Origin of the sequence: uncultured Kocuria sp. (genome assembly GCF_947500125.1) — a bacterium.
Classification (GTDB): domain Bacteria; phylum Actinomycetota; class Actinomycetes; order Actinomycetales; family Micrococcaceae; genus Kocuria.
In genome coordinates, this window is record NZ_CANMRA010000023.1 from 23953 (window position 1) to 44124 (window position 20172).

Annotated in this window: 22 protein-coding genes; 10 read left to right on the forward strand and 12 right to left on the reverse strand. The window is 72.5% G+C overall.

The features are described 5' to 3' along the window. Positions 1-26: 26 nt before the first annotated feature. Positions 27-1427: a phosphomannomutase/phosphoglucomutase gene (locus Q0817_RS14355; protein ID WP_298589552.1), complete on the reverse strand. Its 1401-nt coding sequence runs from the start codon at positions 1425-1427 to the stop codon at positions 27-29. Positions 1428-1491: 64 nt separating this feature from the next. Here Q0817_RS14355 and manA point away from each other — a divergent pair, with 64 nt between their 5' ends. After that, positions 1492-2604: a mannose-6-phosphate isomerase, class I gene (gene manA, locus Q0817_RS14360; protein ID WP_298589555.1), complete on the forward strand. Its 1113-nt coding sequence runs from the start codon at positions 1492-1494 to the stop codon at positions 2602-2604. 103 nt (positions 2605-2707) lie between these two features. On the opposite strand, the gene Q0817_RS14365 is transcribed toward manA, so the two are convergent. After that, complete coding sequence (locus Q0817_RS14365) at positions 2708-3658, reverse strand: LysR family transcriptional regulator (RefSeq protein WP_298589558.1); 951 nt, start codon at positions 3656-3658, stop codon at positions 2708-2710. 233 nt (positions 3659-3891) lie between these two features. Between Q0817_RS14365 and Q0817_RS14370 the strand changes: the two genes are divergently transcribed. The 5 genes from Q0817_RS14370 to Q0817_RS14390 all read left to right on the forward strand — a co-directional run bounded on the left by Q0817_RS14370 (position 3892) and on the right by Q0817_RS14390 (position 7652). Further along, the gene (locus Q0817_RS14370) at positions 3892-4827 is read left to right on the forward strand and encodes an ABC transporter substrate-binding protein (protein WP_298589561.1); all 936 of its coding nucleotides are present in this window, start codon (positions 3892-3894) and stop codon (positions 4825-4827) included. Between the two features lie 37 nt (positions 4828-4864). Beyond that, positions 4865-5659 carry an ABC transporter permease gene (locus Q0817_RS14375; protein ID WP_298589563.1) on the forward strand — a complete coding sequence of 265 codons (795 nt, stop codon included), beginning with the start codon at positions 4865-4867 and terminating at the stop codon, positions 5657-5659. Next, positions 5656-6429 (forward strand): ABC transporter permease, encoded by a 774-nt coding sequence (locus tag Q0817_RS14380; RefSeq protein ID WP_298589566.1) that lies wholly within the window; start codon positions 5656-5658, stop codon positions 6427-6429. Before Q0817_RS14375 ends, Q0817_RS14380 begins: the two co-directional genes overlap by 4 nt. After that, positions 6419-7324, forward strand: coding sequence for an ABC transporter ATP-binding protein (locus Q0817_RS14385; protein WP_298589569.1), 906 nt, complete (start codon positions 6419-6421; stop codon positions 7322-7324). The genes Q0817_RS14380 and Q0817_RS14385 overlap by 11 nt, the downstream gene beginning before the upstream one ends. Positions 7325-7439: 115 nt before the next feature. Further along, positions 7440-7652, forward strand: a complete 213-nt coding sequence (locus Q0817_RS14390) for a hypothetical protein (protein WP_298589572.1) — start codon at positions 7440-7442, stop codon at positions 7650-7652. Positions 7653-7757: 105 nt separating this feature from the next. Here Q0817_RS14390 and Q0817_RS14395 read toward each other — a convergent pair whose 3' ends face one another. After that, positions 7758-8651: a potassium channel family protein gene (locus Q0817_RS14395; protein WP_298589575.1), complete on the reverse strand. Its 894-nt coding sequence runs from the start codon at positions 8649-8651 to the stop codon at positions 7758-7760. Positions 8652-8773: 122 nt separating this feature from the next. On the opposite strand from Q0817_RS14395, the gene Q0817_RS14400 reads away from it, so the two are divergent. Continuing rightward, positions 8774-10117 (forward strand): hemolysin family protein, encoded by a 1344-nt coding sequence (locus tag Q0817_RS14400; RefSeq protein ID WP_298589577.1) that lies wholly within the window; start codon positions 8774-8776, stop codon positions 10115-10117. 60 nt (positions 10118-10177) lie between these two features. Here Q0817_RS14400 and Q0817_RS14405 read toward each other — a convergent pair whose 3' ends face one another. From Q0817_RS14405 to Q0817_RS14415, 3 genes are read right to left on the reverse strand one after another with little or no spacing between them, the layout of a single operon-like run. Then, positions 10178-10525 carry a GNAT family N-acetyltransferase gene (locus tag Q0817_RS14405; RefSeq protein ID WP_298589579.1) on the reverse strand — a complete coding sequence of 116 codons (348 nt, stop codon included), beginning with the start codon at positions 10523-10525 and terminating at the stop codon, positions 10178-10180. Between the two features lie 21 nt (positions 10526-10546). Continuing rightward, on the reverse strand, positions 10547-11557 hold the full coding sequence (locus tag Q0817_RS14410; protein WP_298589581.1) for a pirin family protein: 1011 nt from the start codon (positions 11555-11557) through the stop codon (positions 10547-10549). Then, positions 11554-12117: a carboxymuconolactone decarboxylase family protein gene (locus Q0817_RS14415; protein WP_366139883.1), complete on the reverse strand. Its 564-nt coding sequence runs from the start codon at positions 12115-12117 to the stop codon at positions 11554-11556. The genes Q0817_RS14410 and Q0817_RS14415 overlap by 4 nt, the downstream gene beginning before the upstream one ends. 217 nt (positions 12118-12334) lie before the next feature. Here Q0817_RS14415 and Q0817_RS14420 point away from each other — a divergent pair, with 217 nt between their 5' ends. Further along, positions 12335-12904 carry a hypothetical protein gene (locus tag Q0817_RS14420; protein ID WP_298589584.1) on the forward strand — a complete coding sequence of 190 codons (570 nt, stop codon included), beginning with the start codon at positions 12335-12337 and terminating at the stop codon, positions 12902-12904. 75 nt (positions 12905-12979) lie between these two features. On the opposite strand, the gene Q0817_RS14425 is transcribed toward Q0817_RS14420, so the two are convergent. From Q0817_RS14425 to Q0817_RS14445, 5 genes are all read right to left on the reverse strand, one after another. Beyond that, on the reverse strand, positions 12980-13483 hold the full coding sequence (locus Q0817_RS14425) for a metallophosphoesterase (protein ID WP_298589587.1): 504 nt from the start codon (positions 13481-13483) through the stop codon (positions 12980-12982). A gap of 4 nt (positions 13484-13487) precedes the next feature. Then, positions 13488-14558, reverse strand: a complete 1071-nt coding sequence (locus Q0817_RS14430; RefSeq protein ID WP_298589590.1) for a HoxN/HupN/NixA family nickel/cobalt transporter — start codon at positions 14556-14558, stop codon at positions 13488-13490. An 80-nt stretch (positions 14559-14638) separates the two neighbouring features. Further along, positions 14639-15991: a rhodanese-like domain-containing protein gene (locus Q0817_RS14435; protein WP_298589593.1), complete on the reverse strand. Its 1353-nt coding sequence runs from the start codon at positions 15989-15991 to the stop codon at positions 14639-14641. 95 nt (positions 15992-16086) lie between these two features. Beyond that, complete coding sequence (gene trxA, locus Q0817_RS14440; protein ID WP_298589596.1) at positions 16087-16485, reverse strand: thioredoxin; 399 nt, start codon at positions 16483-16485, stop codon at positions 16087-16089. A 79-nt stretch (positions 16486-16564) separates the two neighbouring features. Beyond that, positions 16565-17428 carry a sulfite exporter TauE/SafE family protein gene (locus Q0817_RS14445; protein WP_298589599.1) on the reverse strand — a complete coding sequence of 288 codons (864 nt, stop codon included), beginning with the start codon at positions 17426-17428 and terminating at the stop codon, positions 16565-16567. Between the two features lie 252 nt (positions 17429-17680). Between Q0817_RS14445 and Q0817_RS14450 the strand changes: the two genes are divergently transcribed. Both Q0817_RS14450 and Q0817_RS14455 read left to right on the forward strand, forming a co-directional pair. Beyond that, positions 17681-18100 (forward strand): DUF302 domain-containing protein, encoded by a 420-nt coding sequence (locus Q0817_RS14450; protein ID WP_298589602.1) that lies wholly within the window; start codon positions 17681-17683, stop codon positions 18098-18100. Between the two features lie 108 nt (positions 18101-18208). Then, complete coding sequence (locus Q0817_RS14455; RefSeq protein WP_298589605.1) at positions 18209-18751, forward strand: type 1 glutamine amidotransferase domain-containing protein; 543 nt, start codon at positions 18209-18211, stop codon at positions 18749-18751. Positions 18752-18835: 84 nt separating this feature from the next. Here Q0817_RS14455 and nhaA read toward each other — a convergent pair whose 3' ends face one another. Further along, positions 18836-20155, reverse strand: coding sequence for a Na+/H+ antiporter NhaA (gene nhaA, locus Q0817_RS14460; RefSeq protein ID WP_298589685.1), 1320 nt, complete (start codon positions 20153-20155; stop codon positions 18836-18838). Positions 20156-20172 lie beyond the last annotated feature (17 nt).

A 20172-nucleotide genomic window follows, 5' to 3' on the forward strand; every position in this document is an offset into this window, starting at 1 on the left:
GCGGGGCTCCGTGCGTCCCGGGGGCGTCAGGCGCGCACGAGCTCCAGCACCCGGTCCCGGACCCGCTCCATCGTCTCCCGGTCCTTCGCCTCGACGTTGAGACGCAGGAACGGCTCGGTGTTGGAGGGCCGCAGGTTGAACCACCAGCCCTCGTCCGGGCGGCTGAGCGTGGTGCCGTCCAGCTCCTCCACGGTCACGTCCCGGCCGGCCAGGGCGTCGACGACCCGCCGGACGGCCCCGGCCTTGTCCTCGACCGTGGAGTTGATCTCCCCGGACGCGGCGTACGGATCGTACTGGTGCATCAGCTCGCTCAGCGGCCGGTCCTGCTCGCCCAGGGCGGCCAGCAGGTGCATCGCGGCGAGCATACCGGTGTCCGCGTTGAAGAAGTCCTTGAAGTAGTAGTGGGCGGAGTGCTCGCCGCCGAACACGGCGCCCTCCTCGGCCATGACGGCCTTGATGAACGAGTGGCCCACCCGGGTGCGCACGGGACGGCCGCCGCGGGCCGTGACCAGCTCGGGGACGGCGCGCGACGTGATGAGGTTGTGGATGATCACCGGCTGCTCGACGCCCTCCGCCCGGGCGCGGTCAATCTCGCGCTCGGCGACCAGCGCGGTGACGGCGGACGGCGACACGGCGCCGCCCTGCTCGTCGACCACGAAGCAGCGGTCGGCGTCGCCGTCGAACGCGATGCCCAGGTCCGCGCCGTGCTCGCGCACGGCCCGCTGGAGGTCCACCAGGTTCTCGGGTTCGAGCGGATTGGCGGGGTGGTTGGGGAAAGTGCCGTCCAGCTCGAAGTACAGGGGCACGACCTCCAGCGGCAGCGGCGCCAGCACGGCGTCGCCCAGCACGGCCGGTGTGGTCAGCCCGGCCATCCCGTTGCCGGCGTCGACCACCACCTTGAGCGGGCGGGTCCCGGAGAGGTCCACGAGGGAGCGCAGGTACTCCGCGTAGCCGGCCAGGACGTCCCGCTCGGTGACCGTGCCGGGGATGGCGGCCTCCGGGGCCGCGCCCTCGTCGAGATAGCGCTGGGCGAGGTCACGGATGTCGTAGAGCCCCGACTCCGAGGAGACCGGGACGGCCCCGGCCTTCGACATCTTCATGCCGTTGTACTCGGCGGGGTTGTGACTCGCCGTGAAGGTCACCCCGGCGGCGTCGAACGTCCCGGACGCGAAGTACAGCTCGTCGGTGGAGATCAGCCCGATCTTCACCACGTCCGCGCCGCGGCGGACGGCGCCCTCGGCGAAGGCGTCCACGAACTCCGGGGAGGAGGGGCGCATGTCCCCGCCCACGAGGACCGTCAGGCCGGCGAGGCCCAGGACGTCCACGAACGCGGCGCCGGTGGCCCGGACCGTCTCCGCGGTGATGGACTCGCCCACGATGCCGCGGACGTCGTAGGCCTTGAACGAAGCTGAGAGATCGATAGTCACAAGGGGTGATCTTAGGCCACGGCCGCTCCCGGGCGCCGCCGGGCGCGGGCGGTCCTGTGATTGGATGACGACCATGGTCGAGATCCTCCGCATGCGCAACCCCGTCCAGCACTATGCGTGGGGCTCCCGCGAGGTGCTGGCCCGCCTCCAGGGCCGGCCCGTGCCGAGCCCCGAGCCCGAGGCCGAGCTGTGGGTCGGCGGGCACCCCGCCGCGCCGTCCCTGGTCGTGCGGGACGGCCGGGACGAGCCGCTGGAGGGCCTGCCGTTCCTGCTCAAGATCCTGGCCATCGACGCCCCGCTGTCCCTCCAGGTCCACCCCTCGACGGAGCAGGCCGAGGAGGGCTTCGAGCGCGAGCAGCGGGCGGGGATCCCGCTCGACGACCCGCGGCGCAACTACAAGGACCGCTCCGCCAAGCCCGAGACCGTGGTGGCGCTCACCGGCGTGGAGCTGCTCACGGGGGTGCAGCCGGCGGAGCGGCTGCGCGCCACGGCCGAGCGGCTGGGACTGGACTGGCTGCGCGAGGTCGCCGACGGCGGGCGCCCCGTCCTGCCGTCCGTGCTGACCATGGACGACGACGCCGCCGGGGCCGCCGTGGCGGCGACCGTCGCCGCGGCCCGCGACGCGGGCCCGGAGGACCCCGTGGCCGCCCTGGTCCGCTACGTGCACGACCGGCACCCGGACGACCGCGGGCTGCTGGTCGCGGTGTGCATGCACCACGTCCGCCTCGCCCCCGGGCAGTCCCTGCACACCCCGGCCGGGCAGCTCCACGCGTACCTGTCCGGGACGGCGATCGAGGTGATGAGCTCGTCCGACAACGTCCTGCGCGCCGGTCTGACGGGCAAGCACGTGGACGTGGCCGAGCTGCTCGCCGTGCTGGCCGACGAGCAGGCGGCACCGGAGGTCGTCGAGCCCGCCGCCGACGAGCACGGCCGCCGCGTCTACCCGCTGTGGGACGAGCGGTTGTCGCTGAGCGCCCACGAGCTCGTGCCGGGACGGGCTGTCCCGGTCGAGCTGCGGGGCACCACGGTCCTGCTGAGCACGGGGGACCGGGTGCTGGTGCGTGCCGCGGACCGGGAGTGGGAGCTGGGCGGCGGGGAGTCGCTGCTGCACCGGGGCGGCGCCGGCACCGTCGAGCTGTCCGGTGACGCCCGGGTGTTCATGGTCTCCTGCCGCTGAGCCGCGCCCGGGGCGGCGGGCGCCGGCCAGCAGGCCGGCGATCTCCTCCACGTGCTCGGGGGCACGGCCCGTCGATGTTTTCTATCCCCTCGTTTCTATCCCCTCATCGACGGCGACGATGCCAGGCCTCGGGATGCAGGGGCGCGGACGGGTCCGGGGAGACGGACTCCCGCAGCGTGTCCACGATCAGCTGGGCGAACCAGCGCTGCGCGGGGCGCTGGTGGTCGGCCTCGCGGGTGTAGACGGCCAGCTGCAGGGCCGGCATCTCCACGGGGTGCGGGAAGACGCGGATCCCGGCGGCCTCCACGAGCGTCTCGGCGAGGAACCGCGGCAGCACCGCGAGGCAGTCGGTGCGCTCCACGACGGACACCAGGCCCGTGAAGTGGGACAGCCGCAGGGCCGTGCTGCCCGGGGCGCCCGCCCGTTCCGCCGCGACCTCGGCGAGCTCGTGGCCCATCGACGGGGCGAGCCGGATCCGCGGCTCCTGCGCGAACTGCTCGAGCGTCAGCCGTTCCCGGACGCGCGGATGGCCGCGGGCGGCGATCACCACGTACTCGTCCGTGCCGATGACCGTCCGGACGATGCCGGGTCCGCCGATGTAGGGGGCGCAGATCGCGGCGTCCACCTGATTGCGCAGCAGGTCCTCCGGAACGTGCTCCACGTCCAGGGGGAGCACGGTCAGCTCCACGCCGGGCGCCTGCTCCCGCAGCGCCGTCATCACGGACGGCAGGAACGCCAGCTCGCCGAGGTCGGTCAGGGCCAGCGTGAAGCGCTCGCGTGCGGTCCCCGGGTCGAACAGGCCGCCGGAGGAGACGGCCGCGGTCACCTGGGCGATCCCCGCCTTGACCTGGGGGAAGATGCTCTCCGCGAACGGGGTGGGGCTCAGGCCGCGTCCCTCGCGGACGAAGAGCTGGTCGTTGCACTGCCGGCGCAGGTTCTTCAGGGCGTGGCTCACCGTCGGCTGGGTGAGGTGCAGCTCGGCGGCGGCCCCCGTGACGCTGCCCTGCTCGTAGACCGTGCAGAACACGCGCATCAGGTTCAGGTCCAGCTCCACGGGGGCACTCCTCGATCAGCGACTCATAGAGGACATGTATCGGTCCATCGACAACATGCACTGGTTTGTGAATGCTACGCCACTAGAGTGATCCCTATCACAGCCCCGGCTGGCCGGTCGCACAGTGTGGTGCGGACGACGGGCCCGGCACCGACCAGGGAGCTCCACGACCGAGTTCCAGCACCGAACACCATTACCGAACACCACAGGGAGGCATGATGCGGCGTCCGCTCATGAGCTTGGGAGCAGCAGGGTCCGTACTGGCGCTGGCCGCGTGCGGCGGCGACGGCGGCGGCGCCGAGGGGGAGATGCAGGACGTCACCGTCGGCGTCATCCCCATCGTCGACACGGCCGCCATCTGGCTGGGCAAGGAGCAGGGCTTCTTCGAGGAGGAGGGGATCAACCTCGACATCCAGACCACCACCGGCGGGGCCGCCGCCGTGCCGGGCGTGGTCAGCGGGGACTTCGACTTCGCCTTCGGCAACACCCTCTCCGTGATGGTCGCCCAGGACGAGGGGCTGGACATCCGTTTCGTCACCAACGGCACCACGACCTCCGGCGACACCGAGCGCGACTTCAGCGCCGTCGTCGTGCCCGCCGACTCGGACATCCAGGGCCCCGAGGACCTGGCCGGCAAGACCGTGTCGGTGAACAACCTCAACAACATCGGTGACACGACCATCCGCCACGTCGTGGAGCAGGCCGGCGGCGACCCCGACTCCATCGAGTTCGTGGAGGTCGGCTTCCCGGACGCCCCGGCGGCCCTCGACCGCGGCCAGGTGGACGCGGCATGGATCCTCGACCCGTTCCTCACCCAGGTCCTCGACGAGGGCGCCCGCGCGGTGTCCTACAACTTCGTGGAGTTCGACCCGGAGCTCGACATCGCCGGCTACTTCACGACCGCGCAGAAGATCGAGGAGGACCCGGAGCTCGTCGAGAGCTTCCAGAACGCCATGAACAAGTCCCTCGAGTACGCGAACGAGAACCCGGACGAGGTCCGCGACATCGTCGGGACCTATACGGAGATCAGCGACGAGCTGCGCGAGAAGATGGCCCTGCCCCGCTACCGGACCGAGTTCGACCGGGAGTCCTTCCAGAAGCTGGGCAGCGCGGCCGTGGAGTACGGCTCGCTGGAGAACGAGCCCGACCTGGACACGCTCCTGCCGTAGCGCGGGAGCTCCGATCGACAGGAGGAGGGACCACCACATGGCACGATCCCGCGCCGGCCGGTCCTGGGGGCCCGGCGTCCTCGGTGTGCTGGGAATCCTCGGATTCCTGCTCACCTGGGAGCTGCTGCCCCTGACCGGCATCGTCAACCCCCGGTACCTGCCCCCGGCCAGCGAGGTCCTGCTGGAGCTCGGGGAGCAGCTCGGCTCGGCGGGATTCTGGCTGGCGGTCTGGCAGACCGTCCGGGCCTGGTTCCTCGGGCTGCTGATCGCCGCTGTCGCCGCGATAGTGCTGGGGCTGGTCATCGGCAGCAGCACGTTCCTGCGCCGGGCGACCCACAGCACCATCGAGTTCCTCCGGCCCATCCCGTCGGTCGCGCTCATCCCGCTGGCCGTGCTGCTGTTCGGGGTGCAGCTGGAGTCCACCCTGCTGCTGGTGGTGTACGCGTCCTTCTGGCAGATCCTCATCCAGGTGCTCTACGGGGTCGGGGACGTGGACACCGTGGCGCAGGACACGGCCAAGAGCTACGGTCTCGGACCGGTGGCCCGCGTCCGGTACGTCACGTGGCCCACGTCCCTGCCCTACGTGATCACCGGGCTGCGGCTCGGGGCGGCCGTGGCCCTCATCCTGGCGGTGACCGCCCAGCTCGTGATCGGCACGCCCGGGCTGGGCCGGGAGATCTCGCTGGCCCAGTCCGGCGGCGCCGTCACGGCCATGTACGCGTTCATCGTCACGGCCGGGCTGCTGGGCGTGCTCATCAACCTGGCGATGCGGGCCCTGGAGCGCCGGGCGCTGTCCTGGCACTCGTCCGTCCGCGGAGAGGTGGCGGTGTGAGACTCGTCAAGACCCTGGGCTACGCCCTCGCGCTGCCCGTCCTGCTGATCCTCCTGTGGTGGGTCTACACCCTGGTGGAGACCAGCTTCTACGTCCCGGAGCCGGGCGAGTTCGCCACGACGTTCGTGGACGTCTGGTTCGGGGAGCGGTTCTTCGACGACGTGCTGCCGAGCATCGGCCGGCTCCTGGTGGGGCTGGCGCTGTCCATCCTGCTCGGCGTCGTCGCCGGACTCGTGATCGGCTCGGTGCGCTGGCTGCGGAACCTGCTGGAGCCCGTGCTCGAGTTCTTCCGGGCGATCCCGCCGCCGGTGCTGGTGCCCGTGCTGATGCTGCTCATCGGTGTCAACGACCAGATGAAGGTCGTGGTGATCGTGCTCGGGTCCGTGTGGCCCGTGCTGCTGAACACCATCGAGGGCGTGCGCTCGGTCGACTCCGTCATGAACGAGACGGCGCGCTCGTACGGGATCCACGGGTGGTCGAGGATCGTCCACCTGGTGATCCCCGCCGCCAGCCCGCAGATGATGGCCGGCATCCGCCAGGCCCTGTCGATCGGGCTGATCCTGATGGTGATCTCGGAGATGTTCGCCTCGTCCTCGGGGCTCGGTTTCACCATCGTGCAGTTCCAGCGATCGTTCGCCATCCCCGAGATGTGGAGCGGCATCGCCGTCCTGGGTCTCATCGGAGTGGTGCTGGCGTTCGTCTTCCAACGTGTTGAACGCAAGGTCCTCGCCTGGTACCGGGGCCTGAAAGAGGTGGAGAATGCAGGCTGAATCGGGAAGCTCGGCAGTGGACGGCGGCGCGACCGCCCCCCGGACCGGCACGGACGGGACCGCCGCGGGGGTCTCGGACGACGGCGCCGGGCGCACCGGCGGGAAGGACGTGCTGCTGTCCGTGCGCGGGCTGCAGAAGATCTACCAGAGCGACCACGGCGACGTGGAGGCCGTCCGCAACCTCACGTTCGACCTCAACCGCGGTGAGCTGGCGTGCCTCGTGGGGCCCTCGGGATCCGGCAAGACCACGCTGCTCAAGTGCATCTCCGGGCTCATGGCGCCGACCTCCGGCGAGGTGCTGCTGGGCGGGGAACAGGTGACCGGCCCGCCCAAGGACATGGCCGTGGTCTTCCAGGAGTACGGGCGCAGCCTCTTCCCCTGGATGACGGTCCGCGAGAACGTGGAGCTGCCCCTCAAGAACGCCAAGCTGGCCCGGGACGAGCGGAACCGGCTCGTGGAGGAGGCGATCGCCGCGGTCGACCTGCGCGGGGCGGACAAGAAGTACCCGTGGCAGCTCTCGGGCGGCATGCAGCAGCGCGTGGCGATCGCCCGGGCGGTCGCCTACCAGCCGAAGATCCTGCTCATGGACGAGCCGTTCGCCGCGGTGGACGCCCAGACCCGCGCCGACCTCGAGGACCTCATCCGGGACGTGTGGCACCGGATGGGCGTGACCGTGCTGTTCGTGACCCACGACATCGACGAGTCCGTCTACCTCGGCGAGCGCGTCATCATCCTCTCGAGCTCGCCGACCGTGGTCCAGGAGGACCTCCCGATCGACCTGCCCGACGACCGGGACCAGCTCACCACCCGCGGCCTGCCGCGGTTCACCGAGCTGCGCGGCCACGTCTACGAGGAGATCCAGCGCGCCAAGCGGGAGGCCGGCACGAGGGCCTGAACCGCACCGGCGCCTCCACCCGGGCCCGTGCCCGGTGGAGGCGCCGGTGCGCCCACTACACTGGGCCCACCGGCTCCGGAGCGCCCGGGGCCTGTTCCCCCACGGGAGGCACGCCATGAGCACCACCCCGTCCGAGGGTCTGCGCGGCACCACCGCGCCGTGCCCGCGCTGCGGCGCGACCGGGTTCGAGCTGGTCTACGTGCAGATCATGCCGGACGACTGGGACCAGGCGCGCGACGTCGAGCTGGCCTCCCCGTCGATGATGCTGCCCGACGGGCGCGCTCCCGAGTTCTCCTGCCAGAACAGGCAGTGCCGCCACCTCTGGTGAGACCCGGCGGTCCCGGGAGGTGGGCGCTGCGGGACCCTCGCCCGTCCAGGCGGACACCGGGTCCTGCCCCGGCGCCCGTCTCCGGGCCCGGCCCCCAGCGGCGGGTCAGCCAGGGGACCACCCGCCCGGGCCGGTGGAGTACCCGTGGTCGGTCGCGTAGGCACCGAGCACCTCCTCCGTGCTCTCGCCCGAGCCGTGGAACTCCGTGCGCAGGTGCTGGCCGATGTCGGACACGGCTGAGGAGAGCATCCGGCCGCTGAGCCGGACCTCCTCGGCGGGCGCCTCCTCGGCGCGGGCAGCGATCTCCATGGCGTAGGGCAGGAAGACGGCCAGCGCCGCGTCCTCCTTGACCTCGCGGAAGTAGTAGGACTCCGCGTTCTGCACGAGCGCCACGTGCACGTCGACGATCTCCGCGGTGAGCTGGTCCACGGTCCGGCTCGCGCCGCCGCGGTCCAGGTGCGCGACCCGTTCCGCGTAGCCGACGGACTGCAGGGCGCGCAGCCGGACCGCGAGGGCACGTCGCCGGGCGAGGGCGGGATAGATCTGGGTGACCCAGGACAGCGTCGCGGTCAGCAGCGCGAATCCGATCAGGGCCTCGACGGGCGAGACGAAGCGCAACCACGCCCCGGTGGGCACGACGTCCCCGAATCCGAGCGTGCCCAGGGTCACGAGCGAGATGTAGAGCGCCTCGGCGAAGTCGTCGTAGTCCCCGGGGTTCATGCCCTCGACGTAGTAGAAGCCCTCCGGCACGTAGGGGTAGTACACCAGGGCCCACCCGAGCGCCTGGAGCATGCCCCACAGCACGATGACGATCACCACGCCGAGCGGTCCCGCGAGGGAGCCCCAGCGGTGGTTCGTGCTGCGGGAGAGCCGCCACACCAGCCGCAGCACCCAGAAGCTGATCGTGCCGCGGCCGCTGGGGTGGAGCAGCCCGCGGAACACGTCGTAGAGCCCGAAGCCCACGAGGCCGAGACCGAGCAGGGTGAACACCTCGTCCATGGATCTCCTCCCCCGAAGCGCGGCCGGACCTCGCGGCCGGCTCGTCGGTCGCCCCAGGATACCGGCGTGGGGCCGGTGCCCCTCCCGGGCCCCGCCCGCAGCGGACCGGTAGCGTGGTCGCCATGGACTCCAGCACCCTCGTGAACATCCTCCTGGTCCTGCTGTTCGTGGCGGTCGGAGGGGTCTTCGCGGGCACCGAGATGGCCATCGTGAGCCTGCGGGAGAGCCAGGTCCGGAGGATCGAGCGCTCGGGGCGGAAGGGCGCCCGGACCGCCGCCCTCGTCCGGGACCCCAATCTCTTCCTCTCGGCGGTGCAGATCGGTGTGACGGTGGCCGGGTTCTTCTCCTCGGCCTACGGTGCCTCCACGCTCGCCCCGGACGTGGCCCCGCTGCTGGAGCGGGCCGGGCTGTCCACCGCCGCCGCGGAGACCACGGCGCTGATCGGCATGACCCTGGTCATCGCCTACCTCTCGCTCGTCCTCGGGGAGCTCGTGCCCAAGCGGCTGGCCATGCAGCGCTCGGTGGGGTTCACGAAGGTCCTGGCCCCTCCGCTCAACCTGTTCGCCAAGCTGATGCGTCCCGTCATCTGGCTGCTGTCGGTGTCCACGAACCTCGTGGTGCGGCTCGTGGGCGGGGACCCGCACGCCGCCGCCGAGGAGGTCTCGGCGGAGGAGATCCGCGAGATGGTCGTGGACACCCGGGGCATCGGCCCGGTGTCCCGGTCGATTCTCACGGACGTCTTCGAGGCGGGCGAGCGCCGTCTGGCCGAGGTCATGCGTCCCCGCCCCGACGTCCACTTCCTGGACGGCACCCTGCCCGTCACGGAGGCGTACCGCACGGCGCTGACCCTGCCGCACTCCCGCTACCCCGTGCTCGGCACGGGCGTGGACGACGTCCTGGGCTTCGTGCACATCCGCGACCTCGTGCTCGCGGACGAGGACGGGGACGGGGTCATCGAGGCCCCGCCCCGGACCCTGCGGGACGTGGTGCGGCCCATCCCCTTCCTGCCGGAGACCAACCACGTGCTGCGCACCCTGCAGGCCATGCGCAAGGGCGGGCACCACATCGCGCTGGTGGTCGACGAGTACGGCGGGACGGCGGGCATCGTGACCCTCGAGGACCTGGTGGAGGAGCTCGTGGGCGAGATCTACGACGAGTTCGACGCCGGGATCCGGGAGCACGAGGACACGGTGCTGCGCCGGGGCGGGGCCGTGCTCGTGGACGGCGGGCTGATCATCCAGGAGGTCCCGGCGGAGGCCGGGCTCGTCATCCCCGAGGGCCACTACGAGACCGTGGGCGGGTTCCTGATGGACCGGCTGGGGCGGGTGGCGCGCCCGGGCGACGTCGTCGTCGTGGACGACCACCGGCTCGAGGTCCTGGCCGTGGACCGCAGCCGGGTGGAGCGGGTGCGGATCACCCGGGCACCGCAGGACGACGCGGCGGGGGGCGAGCGGCCCGACTCCTGACCGGGCCCGCCGCAGGCGCTCACCTGGGTCGTGGTCAGGCCCGCCGTGCCGGCGGGCGGGTCAGCGCTGCCCCTTCCGGGGGACGGCCGCGAGGTGCTCGGGCCGCACGGGCACGGCGTGCTGCTGCTGGTCGGGGTGCGTGCGCAGCCACTTCTTGATGTAGGGGCACACCGGGACCACGGGCAGTCCGGCCGCGATGGTGTCGTCCAGGGCCTCCCGGGCCAGTCTCGAGGCCGGACCCTGGCCGCCGTAGGCGTCGTCGACGCTGGTGTGGTAGAAGATCCGCTGCGGCCCGTCGGCGCCCTCGAAGGGCACCCAGTGGGCGGAGCCGATGACGGTCTCCCCGTCGAGGAGCTCGTAGCGGTGCCGGTCGGGGTTGTTCCGGACCGTGATGGCGGAGGTGTTCATGGTGGTCTCCGGGGGACGGGCTCAGCCGCGGGGCCGCAGCTGGACGGTGGGCAGCGGCGGGGCCGGCAGCGGTGCCGGCTGCCCGTCGGGGTAGGGCCCGAAGCGCGGGTACGGGGCGCCGTCGGCGTAGGTCCCGGCCGCCGGGGCGGGGGCAGGCTCGGCGTCGATCTCCGCCTGCCAGGCGGCGCGGTAGGCGACGACCTCCTCGTGGCTGCGGCCCACGAAGTTCCACCACATCACGATCTGCTCGCCCAGCGGCTCCCCGCCGATGAGCAGCAGCCGGACCGGGCTCAGGCCGGCCTCCAGCACCACCGCCCCCTGCCCGACCGGGAGGTAGGCGAGGTGGTCCACCGGCACGGGCGCGCCGTCGAGCGTGAGGTCCCCGGAGTCGAGCAGCACGCCGTGCTCGAGGGCCGGGTCGAGCTCCAGCTCCAGCCGGGCCCCGGGGCGCAGGGTGGCCTCGGCGGCGAGCAGCGGCGGGGTGAAGGTGTCCACCGGGGACGTGGCCCCGGCCAGGGAGCCCAGGAAGACGCGCAGCTCCGTGCCCTCGCCGGCCACCGGCTCGGGGGTGTGGTGCTCGAAGGCCGGGGCCATGTGGCGGGTCGCCTCCGGCAGGGCGTACCACAGCTGGACCCCGTGCAGGAGCGTGGTGCCGGGGGTGGAGAACTCCTGGTGGGAGATCCCGCGCCCGGCGATCATCAGGTTGACCTCACCGGGCCGGACGACGGCGTCGTAGCCCGCCGAGTCCCGGTGGGCGATCCCGCCCGTGAACAGCAGGCTCACGGTGGCCAGCCCCGTGTGCGGGTGCCGGGCCACGGTCATGCCGCCGGACTCCGAGACCAGGTCGGGGCCGTAGTGGTCCACGAAGCACCACGCCCCGATGAGGCTGCGCTGCCGCTGCGGCAGGGTGCGGCGCACGGTCATCGCCCGCGGCCCGCCCAGGGGCACCTCGCGCGGGGCCAGCAGCTGCGCGCCGGCCCCGACGGCCTCGGTGCACAGGAGTTCCTGCGGGTCCGCCTCCAGATTGGTCACGCCGTGCCTCCTGCGACGGTCGACGGGGCGCGCGACGGGTCCGGCGCCTGCTCCGGGGCTTCCTGCTCCTGCTCCGCTGCCTCCTGCTCCGGGGCGGACGCCCCGGGGCGGACCCGGTGCCGGGAGAGGACCGAGACCCGGTTGAAGGTGTTGATCGCCACCGCCGTCCACTGCAGCGCGGAGTACTGCTCGTCGGTCAGCTCCGCCCGGGCCACCGCCAGCTCCGCCAGCCGGGTCTCCTCGTCGGGCAGCAGGGCCACGACCTCCCCGATCGCCAGCGCGGCCCGCTCCAGGTCGTCGAACAGCTCCGTGTCGCGCCAGGCGGGGAGCACGGCCAGCTTCTGCGCGCTCACCCCGGCCTCCACGGCGTAGCGGGTGTGCAGGTCCAGGCAGTAGGCGCACCCGTTGAGCTGGGAGACCCGGATGTTGAGCAGCTCCACCAGCGCCCGGGACAGCCCGGCGTCCTCGGCCGCGGCGGCGACCTTGCGCGCCAGGCCGTTGAGCGCCCGCCAGCTGCCGGGATCCGCCTTGTCGAGGTAGAAGTGGTCGCCGGCGGACATGGAGCCTCCTCGTGGTCGTCGCGGCTCCGCTGGGCGGCGCCGCCGTCCCTCCAGCGAATACCTCCGGCGATGCCCCGTCAAGTGCGGGGCCGCGGTGCACGCCGGACCGGCCCGGCTCTCCGGGCCCGTGACGAAACGGCCTGTCCATCGCCGCCGGTGAGGCGCATCCTGGAGATGACCGGGCAGGAGCGCCGGAGCGACGAGAGGACGGTACGCCATGGACGAGGAGATCCGGCTCAGCGGGGCCGACCACCCGCACGTGCAGATCCCACGGCTCGGGGAGCTCGATGCGATCTGGGCCCGGCGGATCGTGCTCGCCCTCGTGTCGAGCCTGGTCGTCGGGCTGCTGGGCGGCATCGCGGCCGCACTCCTGCTGGGGGAGGGACGGCTGCTGAGCCCGGCCCGGTGGGGGCTCCTGGTCGGCGGGGCGGCCCTGCTGGTCAGCGGCATCGTCCTCTCGCTGACCCGCGCGGACGACGCGCCCCGCAACGACCTCATGGACGCCCGCGCGCGGGCGAGCAAGGGGCTGCGGACCGCGGTGCGCCGCAACGCCGTCCCGCAGGACCCGGCCCTGCGGGAGATGGAGGACTACATGGCGGTGGAGATGGTCCAGTACGCCTGGCCGATCCTGCTGACCGTCCCCGGCATGGCGATGGTGGTGTGGGCGGTCTTCGTGCCCGTCCCGGCCGTGCTGGTGGCGCTGCTGCTCGTGCTGGTGTGGGCGGTGGTCCGGGTCAACGGGACCGTGGTCGGCCGGCGCTACTACAGGCTGCGGGGCCTCCTCTGAGCGGACGCCGCGACCGCGTGCAGGCCGGTGGGCGGGTCCGGCGGGCGAGCCCTGCGGGACCGGCCCGGCGGGACGTCAGCGCCGCGGGAGGCGCACGAGCTCCACGTCGGTGAGCCGCCCGCCCTCGGCGACCGCCGTCAGGTAGGTGCAGTACGGCTGGCGCCGCCGGTCCGTGGGGGAGCCGGGGTTGAGCAGCCGCAGTCCCGCCGGGGTGGTGCTGTCCCACGGGATGTGGCTGTGGCCGAAGACCAGGACGTCGAGGCCGGGGAACGCGCGGTCCGTGCGGGCCTCCCGCCCGGCGGCGGCGCCGGTCTCGTGGACCATGCCGAAGCGCACGCCCCCCAGGGTCTCGCGGGCCACCTCGGGCAGCCGCTCCCGCAGCTCCGGTCCGTCGTTGTTGCCCCACACCCCCACCAGGCGCGCGGCCCGCTCCTCGAGCCGGTCGAGGGTCGGGAGGTCGGTCCAGTCGCCCGCGTGCAGCACCACGTCGGCGTCCTCGACGGCCCGCCACACCGCGGTGGGCAGGTCGCGGGCGCGCCGGGGGACGTGCGTGTCGGCGAGCAGGAGGAGACGGACCACGGGCTCAGCCCCGCACCGGGAGCGGCCGGCCGTCGCGGCGGAGCCGGTCCAGGCCCCGCGAGCCCAGCCAGACGACGCCGAAGAAGACGATCACGGCCATGCCGAGGAAGTTGAGGTCGACCGCCGCCACGAGAGCGAGCGCGCCGCCGGTCGGCTGCACGAGCTCGGCGAGCACGGACAGCAGGCTCGTCCCGCCGATGACGAAGGCGATGACGACCGAGACGGTGGTCACCGTGACGTTGTAGTTCAGTTTGCGGCGGGCGTCGACCGAGGCCCAGCCGTAGACGCGGTTCATCAGGATGCCGTCGGCGCTGTCGAACAGCGTCATGCCGGCGGTGAAGAGCACCGGCAGCACGAGCACGGAGTACCAGGGCAGCTCGGGGGCGATCCCGCCCGCCATGACGAACAGCCCGATCGAGGCCGCCGTGTCGAGGCCCAGGCCGAAGAGGAAGCCGACGGGGTACATCCTGGCCGGGCGGTCCACCGCGCGGGTCACGGGGTGAAGCACGCGGTGCAGCACCCCCCGATCGGCGAGGTGGGCGTCCAGCTCGGCGGCGTCCAGGGTGCCGGTGCGCGCGGCGCGGCGGGCCCGGCGCAGCCGGAGCAGCACGGCGAGGTTGAGGACCCCCGCGGTGACGAGGAACAGCCCGGAGACGGTGCCGCCCCAGATCCCGGCGGCCTGGCGCAGCCCGGAGCCCTCGTCCGCGAGGCCGCCGGAGAAGGCCTCCAGGCCCAGGGTCAGCAGCAGCACGGAGAGGAGGACCACCGAGGAGTGGCCCAGGGCGAACCAGAAGCCGGTGGCCGCGGACTCCCGGCCGCGCGCCATCAGCGAGCGCGTGGCGTTGTCGATCGCGGCGATGTGGTCGGCGTCGAAGGCGTGCCGGATGCCCAGGGCGTAGGCGCTGAGGGCGAGGCCCACGAAGAGTCCGGTGCCGCCCCGGGGGGCGTCGGTGCCCAGGACCAGGGCGAGCAGCACGCCCCAGCCCACGAGGTGCAGGAGGACGACCACGGCGCCGATCACGGTGACGCTGCGCCGTCCGGCGGCGGACGGGGGGACGGTGCGGGAGGTGCTCACGGCGGGCCTTTCGCTGGGTGGGGCGGGCTGCGGGGGAGGGACCGCGGGGCCGGGTGCGCGCACCCGGCCCCGCGGCGGCGTCAGCTCTCCAGCGGGACGCCGGCCTGCTCCGCGTCGGCGAACAGGGCGTCGACGTGCACCGCGTCCCGGCCCGCACGCTCGAGCAGGCTGGCGGCCACGCCCGAGCGGTAGCCGGAGCCGCAGTGCACCCACAGCCGGCCCGCGGGGACCTCGTCCATCCGGGGCAGCAGCTCGTGCAGCGGGATGTTGACCGCGCCGGGGAGGTGCGACTCCTCGTACTCGTCCACCCGGCGGACGTCCAGGACGGTCTCGTCCTCGGGGCGCCCCTCGAGCATGCCCTTCCAGTCGACGCGCGGGTAGGAGGAGAGGGTCGCCCCGGGGGCGAGCCGCGCCGGGTCCTCGCCCAGCGCCGCGTCGGGGGAGTCGATGCCGATCCGCGACAGATCCCGGATCGCGTTCTCGACGTCCTCGCGGGAGCCGACGAGGGTCAGCTGCCGGTCGTAGGGGAAGATCCAGCCCAGGAACGCCGTGAAGCTGGAGCCGTCGCCGTACTCGAAGCTGATGGTGCCCTTGAGGTGCTCGGCGGAGTAGGCCACCCGGTGGCGCAGGTCCACCACCCACTCGCCGGCCTCGAGGCGGGACCGCAGCTCCTCGGGGTCCAGGGAGTCCGGCACGGACAGGTCCGGCTCGGTGGGGCCGGCGGCGTTGGCCGGTCCCATGTGCACGTAGTAGTTCGGGTACGCCGTGAGGTTGCTGATCAGCTCGGAGACGAAGTGCTCCTCGTCCGGATCGGTGTAGACGTGGTTCGTCCTGATCTGCTCGCCCAGGGTGGACTCGTCCGCGCCGGTGGCGGGGCCGGAGGAGCAGAAGGAGCCGAAGCCGTGGGTCGGGTACAGGGCGGCCTTCTCCTGGGCCTCGGCGGCGAGGCGGCGGGCGGAGGCGTACTGGTCGTGGGTCAGGCCCACCATGTGCTCGCGGCCCAGCAGGTCGGTGCGGCCCACGGAGCCGTAGAGGACGCTGCCGCCGGAGAACACGGCCTGCTCCTCGCCGTGCTCCACCACGAAGGAGAGGTGGTGGTGGGTGTGGCCGGGGGTGGCCACGGCCTTCACGGAGAGCTCGCCGACCTGCACGGTTTCCCCGTCGGCGATCGGGGTGCGCTCGAAGGAGACGTCGTCGGCGGCGTTGACGAGGTAGGCCGCGCCGTGCTTGCGGGCGTAGAGGCAGCCGCCGGTCAGGTAGTCGTTGTGGATGTGGGTCTCGGCCACGTGGGTGACCTTCACCCCGGCCTGCTCCACGGCGGCCTCCACGCGGTCGATGTCGCGCTGGGCGTCGATGACGAGGGCGATCTCGCCGTCGTGCACGAGGTAGCTGCGGTCCCCGAGCTGGGGGGTGTCGATGACGGTGACGTCCATGGTTCTCCTCCTGTGGCGGGTGGCGGAACGAGGGGACGGGGGTGACCCCAGTCCCAACGTACCCCCAGGGGTATAGGGGTTCAAGGTGGGGCGGGTCAGGCCTGCTGTCCGGTCTTCTGCCCGGTCTTCTGCTCGGTCTGCTGCCGGGCGAGCTCGGCGTGGACCTGGGCCATGTCGAGGTCCTTGACGGCGGTGATGACCTGCTCGAGCCCGGCGGTGGGCAGGGCGCCCGGCTGGGAGAACACGAGCACGCCCTCGCGGAAGGCCATCAGGGTGGGGATGGAGCTGATGCCGGCGGCGGCGGACAGGCGCTGCTCGGCCTCGGTGTCGACCTTGGCGAAGACCACGTCGGGGTGCTTGGCCGACGCGGCCTCGTAGGTCGGGGCGAACATGCGGCAGGGGCCGCACCAGGACGCCCAGAAGTCCACGAGGACGATGTCGTGGTCCTGGACGGTCTCGGCGAAGGCCTGCTCGGTGAGGTCGACGGTGGCCATGGGGATCTCCTTCTCGGTGCTCGGTGCTCGGTGCTCGGTGGTCGGTTCCGGATGGTCGGTGCTCGGCGGGAGGGGGCGGTCAGGCGGTGAGGGGCGTGCGCAGCGGGCACTTCGGGACGGCGAACCAGCAGACGGCCGCTGCCGCGCCGGCGGCCGCCGCGGCGATCCCGACGGCGATCCCGGCCGCGCCGGGCAGCTCCTGGACCAGGACGAACACCCCCATCACGAGGACGAAGATGCCGAAGCCCTTGCGCAGTGCGGCCTCGGGGATGCGCCCGGCCAGTCGCGCGCCGACGAACGAGCCGGCTACCGCGGCGACGGTCACCGCCCCCACCAGGGCCCAGTCCAGGGAGACCGTGGTGAGGTAGCCGGCGAGCCCGGCGAAGGACTTCATCGCGATGACCACCAGGGAGGTGCCCACGGCCACGGGCATGGACAGCCCGCCCAGCAGGGCCAGGGCCGGGACGACGAGGAAGCCGCCGCCGGCGCCCACCAGGCCGGTGACGAGACCCACGACCAGGCCCTCGGCGACGACCTTCAGGACCGGCAGGTCGCCGTCGTGGGGCGTGGCGGACCCGTTCTTGCGGCCGCGGATCATGGCGAGGGAGGTCGCGACCATCATCAGGGCGAAGGCGATCATCAGGACGGTGCCGGGGATGTAGCCCCCGGCCAGGCCGCCGAGGAAGGCCCCGGCCATGCCGGCGGCGCCGAAGACCAGGCCGGTGCGCCACTTCACGCGTCTGTTGCGGGCGTGGTTGACGGCGCTGACGGCGGAGGTCACGCCGACGACGAACAGGGAGGCGGCGATGGCCTCCTTGGGGTCCAGGCCCGCGACGTAGGTGAGGATCGGGACGGTGAGGATGGATCCGCCGCCGCCGAGCAGACCGAGCGAGAGCCCGATCAGCACCGACAGCAGGAGGGTCAGTACGAGGGTGACGGTCATGGTGCGTGTCCTTTGCTTCCCGCCGGCCGGGGCGGGGTGGTCAGGCCGTGGAGGGGTGCCGGGCTCGGCGCCTGGCGTTCGTCCCGAGTATGACAGATACCCCTGGGGGTATTCAACTACCCCCGGGGGTATCCAGCTCCACCCGCGGTATCGCCCAGCGAGAACCTGGCCGTCCTGCTCTTCCCTTTCCGGTCCCCACGTGCCAAGAGTGGAGCTGCGAGCCAGGAACCCGGACCGAGAAGGAGCGCCAGCATGAGCTACACCAACGCCGTCGTCGTCCCGCTGCCCTACGCCGAGGCGGTCGAGAGGACGCGGGCGGCCCTGTCCGAGCAGGGCTTCGGCATCCTCACCGAGATCGACGTGCGCGCCACGTTCGAGAAGAAGCTCGGCGCCGAGGCCGCCGAGGACGTGGGCGACTACGTGATCCTGGGCGCCTGCAACCCCGGGCTGGCCAGCAAGGCCCTCGCCGCGGAGCCCCAGCTCGGCGCGCTCCTGCCCTGCAACGTGCTGGTGCGCCGGGGCGCGGACGCCGGCAGCTCCACGGTCGAGGCCATCGACCCCCAGACCATGGTCCAGCTCAGCGGCAGCCCCGCCGTGCAGGAGGTCGCCGACGACGCCGGCGTCCGGCTGCGGGCGGCGCTCGACGTCCTCGGCGGCATCCGGGCGCAGTAGCCGCCGCAGCACACACCCCAGCACCGTTCCACCGATTCACCGATTCACCGATTCACCGATTCACCGTTCCACCGAATTCACCGAATTCACCGATCCAGGAGACAGTTCATGACCACCGACATCACCGGCAAGAAGATCGCGTTCATCGCCACGAACGGCGTCGAGGAGCCCGAGCTCACCGAGCCGTGGAAGGCCGTCCAGGAGGCCGGCGGCACCCCCGTGCTCCTGTCCGTGGAGCAGGGCAGCATCACGGCGATGCAGGGGGACTGGGACCGCGCCGGCAGCTACGACGTCGACGGGACCCTCGCCGCGGCGAAGGCCGAGGACTTCGACGCGCTGGTCCTGCCCGGGGGCACCCTCAACGCGGACAACGTGCGCGTGGACCAGGACGCGCTGCGCCTGGTCCAGGAGTTCGACGCCGCGGGCAAGCCGATCGCCGCCATCTGCCACGCCCCGTGGATCCTCATCGAGGCCGGACTCGCGCAGGGCAAGCGGCTCACGTCCTACCACTCCCTGGCCACCGATCTGAAGAACGCCGGGGCGGACTGGGTGGACGAGGAGGTCGTCGTCGACGGCCGGCTCGTCACCTCCCGCAACCCCGGCGACCTCGAGGCCTTCAACCGGGAGGCCCTGAAGCTCTTCGCGGGCTGACGGCAGCCCGGTGCGCGAAGGACCCCCGTCCGGACGACGTCCGGGCGGGGGTCCTTCGCGCACGGGCGGGCCGCGCGGGACGGGCTAGCGGTGGCCCTGCTCCCGGGCCTCGTCCTCCTCGTAGACGTCCGGGATGCCGTCGTGGTCGGCGTCGACGGACTCGAGCTTCTCGATCATGCGGTAGCGCTTGTTGCGGGCCCGCAGCAGCACCGAGGCCACTGCCGCCGCCAGCACGGACGCGCTGAGGATCGCCACCTTGGCCTGGTCGCCCGGCAGGCTGCCCGGGGCGAAGCTCAGCTCCGCGATGAGCAGCGAGACGGTGAAGCCGATGCCGGCCAGGAGGGCGACGCCCACGAGGTCGATCCACTGGAAGGTGGGGTCGAGCCGGGCGTGCGTGACCTTGGTGATCAGCCACGTGGCGCCCACGATGCCGATCGGCTTGCCCAGGACCAGACCGGCCACGATGCCCAGCGTCACCGGGGCGGAGAGCGCGGACGTCAGGCCCTCCCAGCCGCCCACGGCGACCCCGGCGGAGAAGAACGCGAAGACCGGCACCGCGAAGCCGGCGGAGAGCGGGCGGAAGCGGTGCTCGAAGATCTCGGCGAGACCGGGCCCGGCCTCCGGCCCACCGCTGGCCTGGCTGCGGATCACCGGCACGGCGAAGCCGAGGAGCACGCCGGCCACCGTCGCGTGGATCCCGGCCTCGTGGACCAGGGCCCAGACCACGATGCCGAGCGGCAGCAGGATCAGCCAGGCGGCGGGGGCCTTGAGACCGAAGAACCGGCGGTACTTCTGGGCGAGGAAGAGGTAGAGGGCGAAGGGGATCAGCGCCAGCAGCAGCGGCTGGACCGAGACGTCCTCCGAGTAGAAGACGGCGATGATGGTGATCGCCAGCAGGTCGTCGACCACGGCGAGCGTCAGGAGGAACAGCCGCAGCGCGGCGGGCAGGTGCGAGCCGATGATGGCGAGCACCGCCACGGCGAAGGCGATGTCGGTGGCGGTGGGAATGGCCCAGCCGTCGACGGTGTCGGGGTTCGAGAAGTTGATCGCGGCGTAGATCGCGGCCGGCACCACGACACCGCCGACGGCGGCGGTGATGGGCACGACGGACTTGCGGAACTCGCGCAGGTCACCGGCCACGAACTCGCGCTTGAGCTCGAGGCCCACCAGGAAGAAGAAGATCGCCAGCAGGCCGTCGGCGGCCCACTTGCCGAGGCTGAGCTTCAGGTGCCAGGGCTCGTAGCCGATCTCGAAGTCGCGCAGGGCGAAGTAGCTGTCGGCGAAGGGCGAGTTGGCCCAGACGATCGCGATGAGCGCGGCCACCACGAGCAGCAGGCCGCCGATCGTCTCCTTGCGGAGGATCTCGCCGACGCGCAGCACCTCGCGGTAGCTGCCACGGCGCAGCGTGTCGGTGCTGTGGT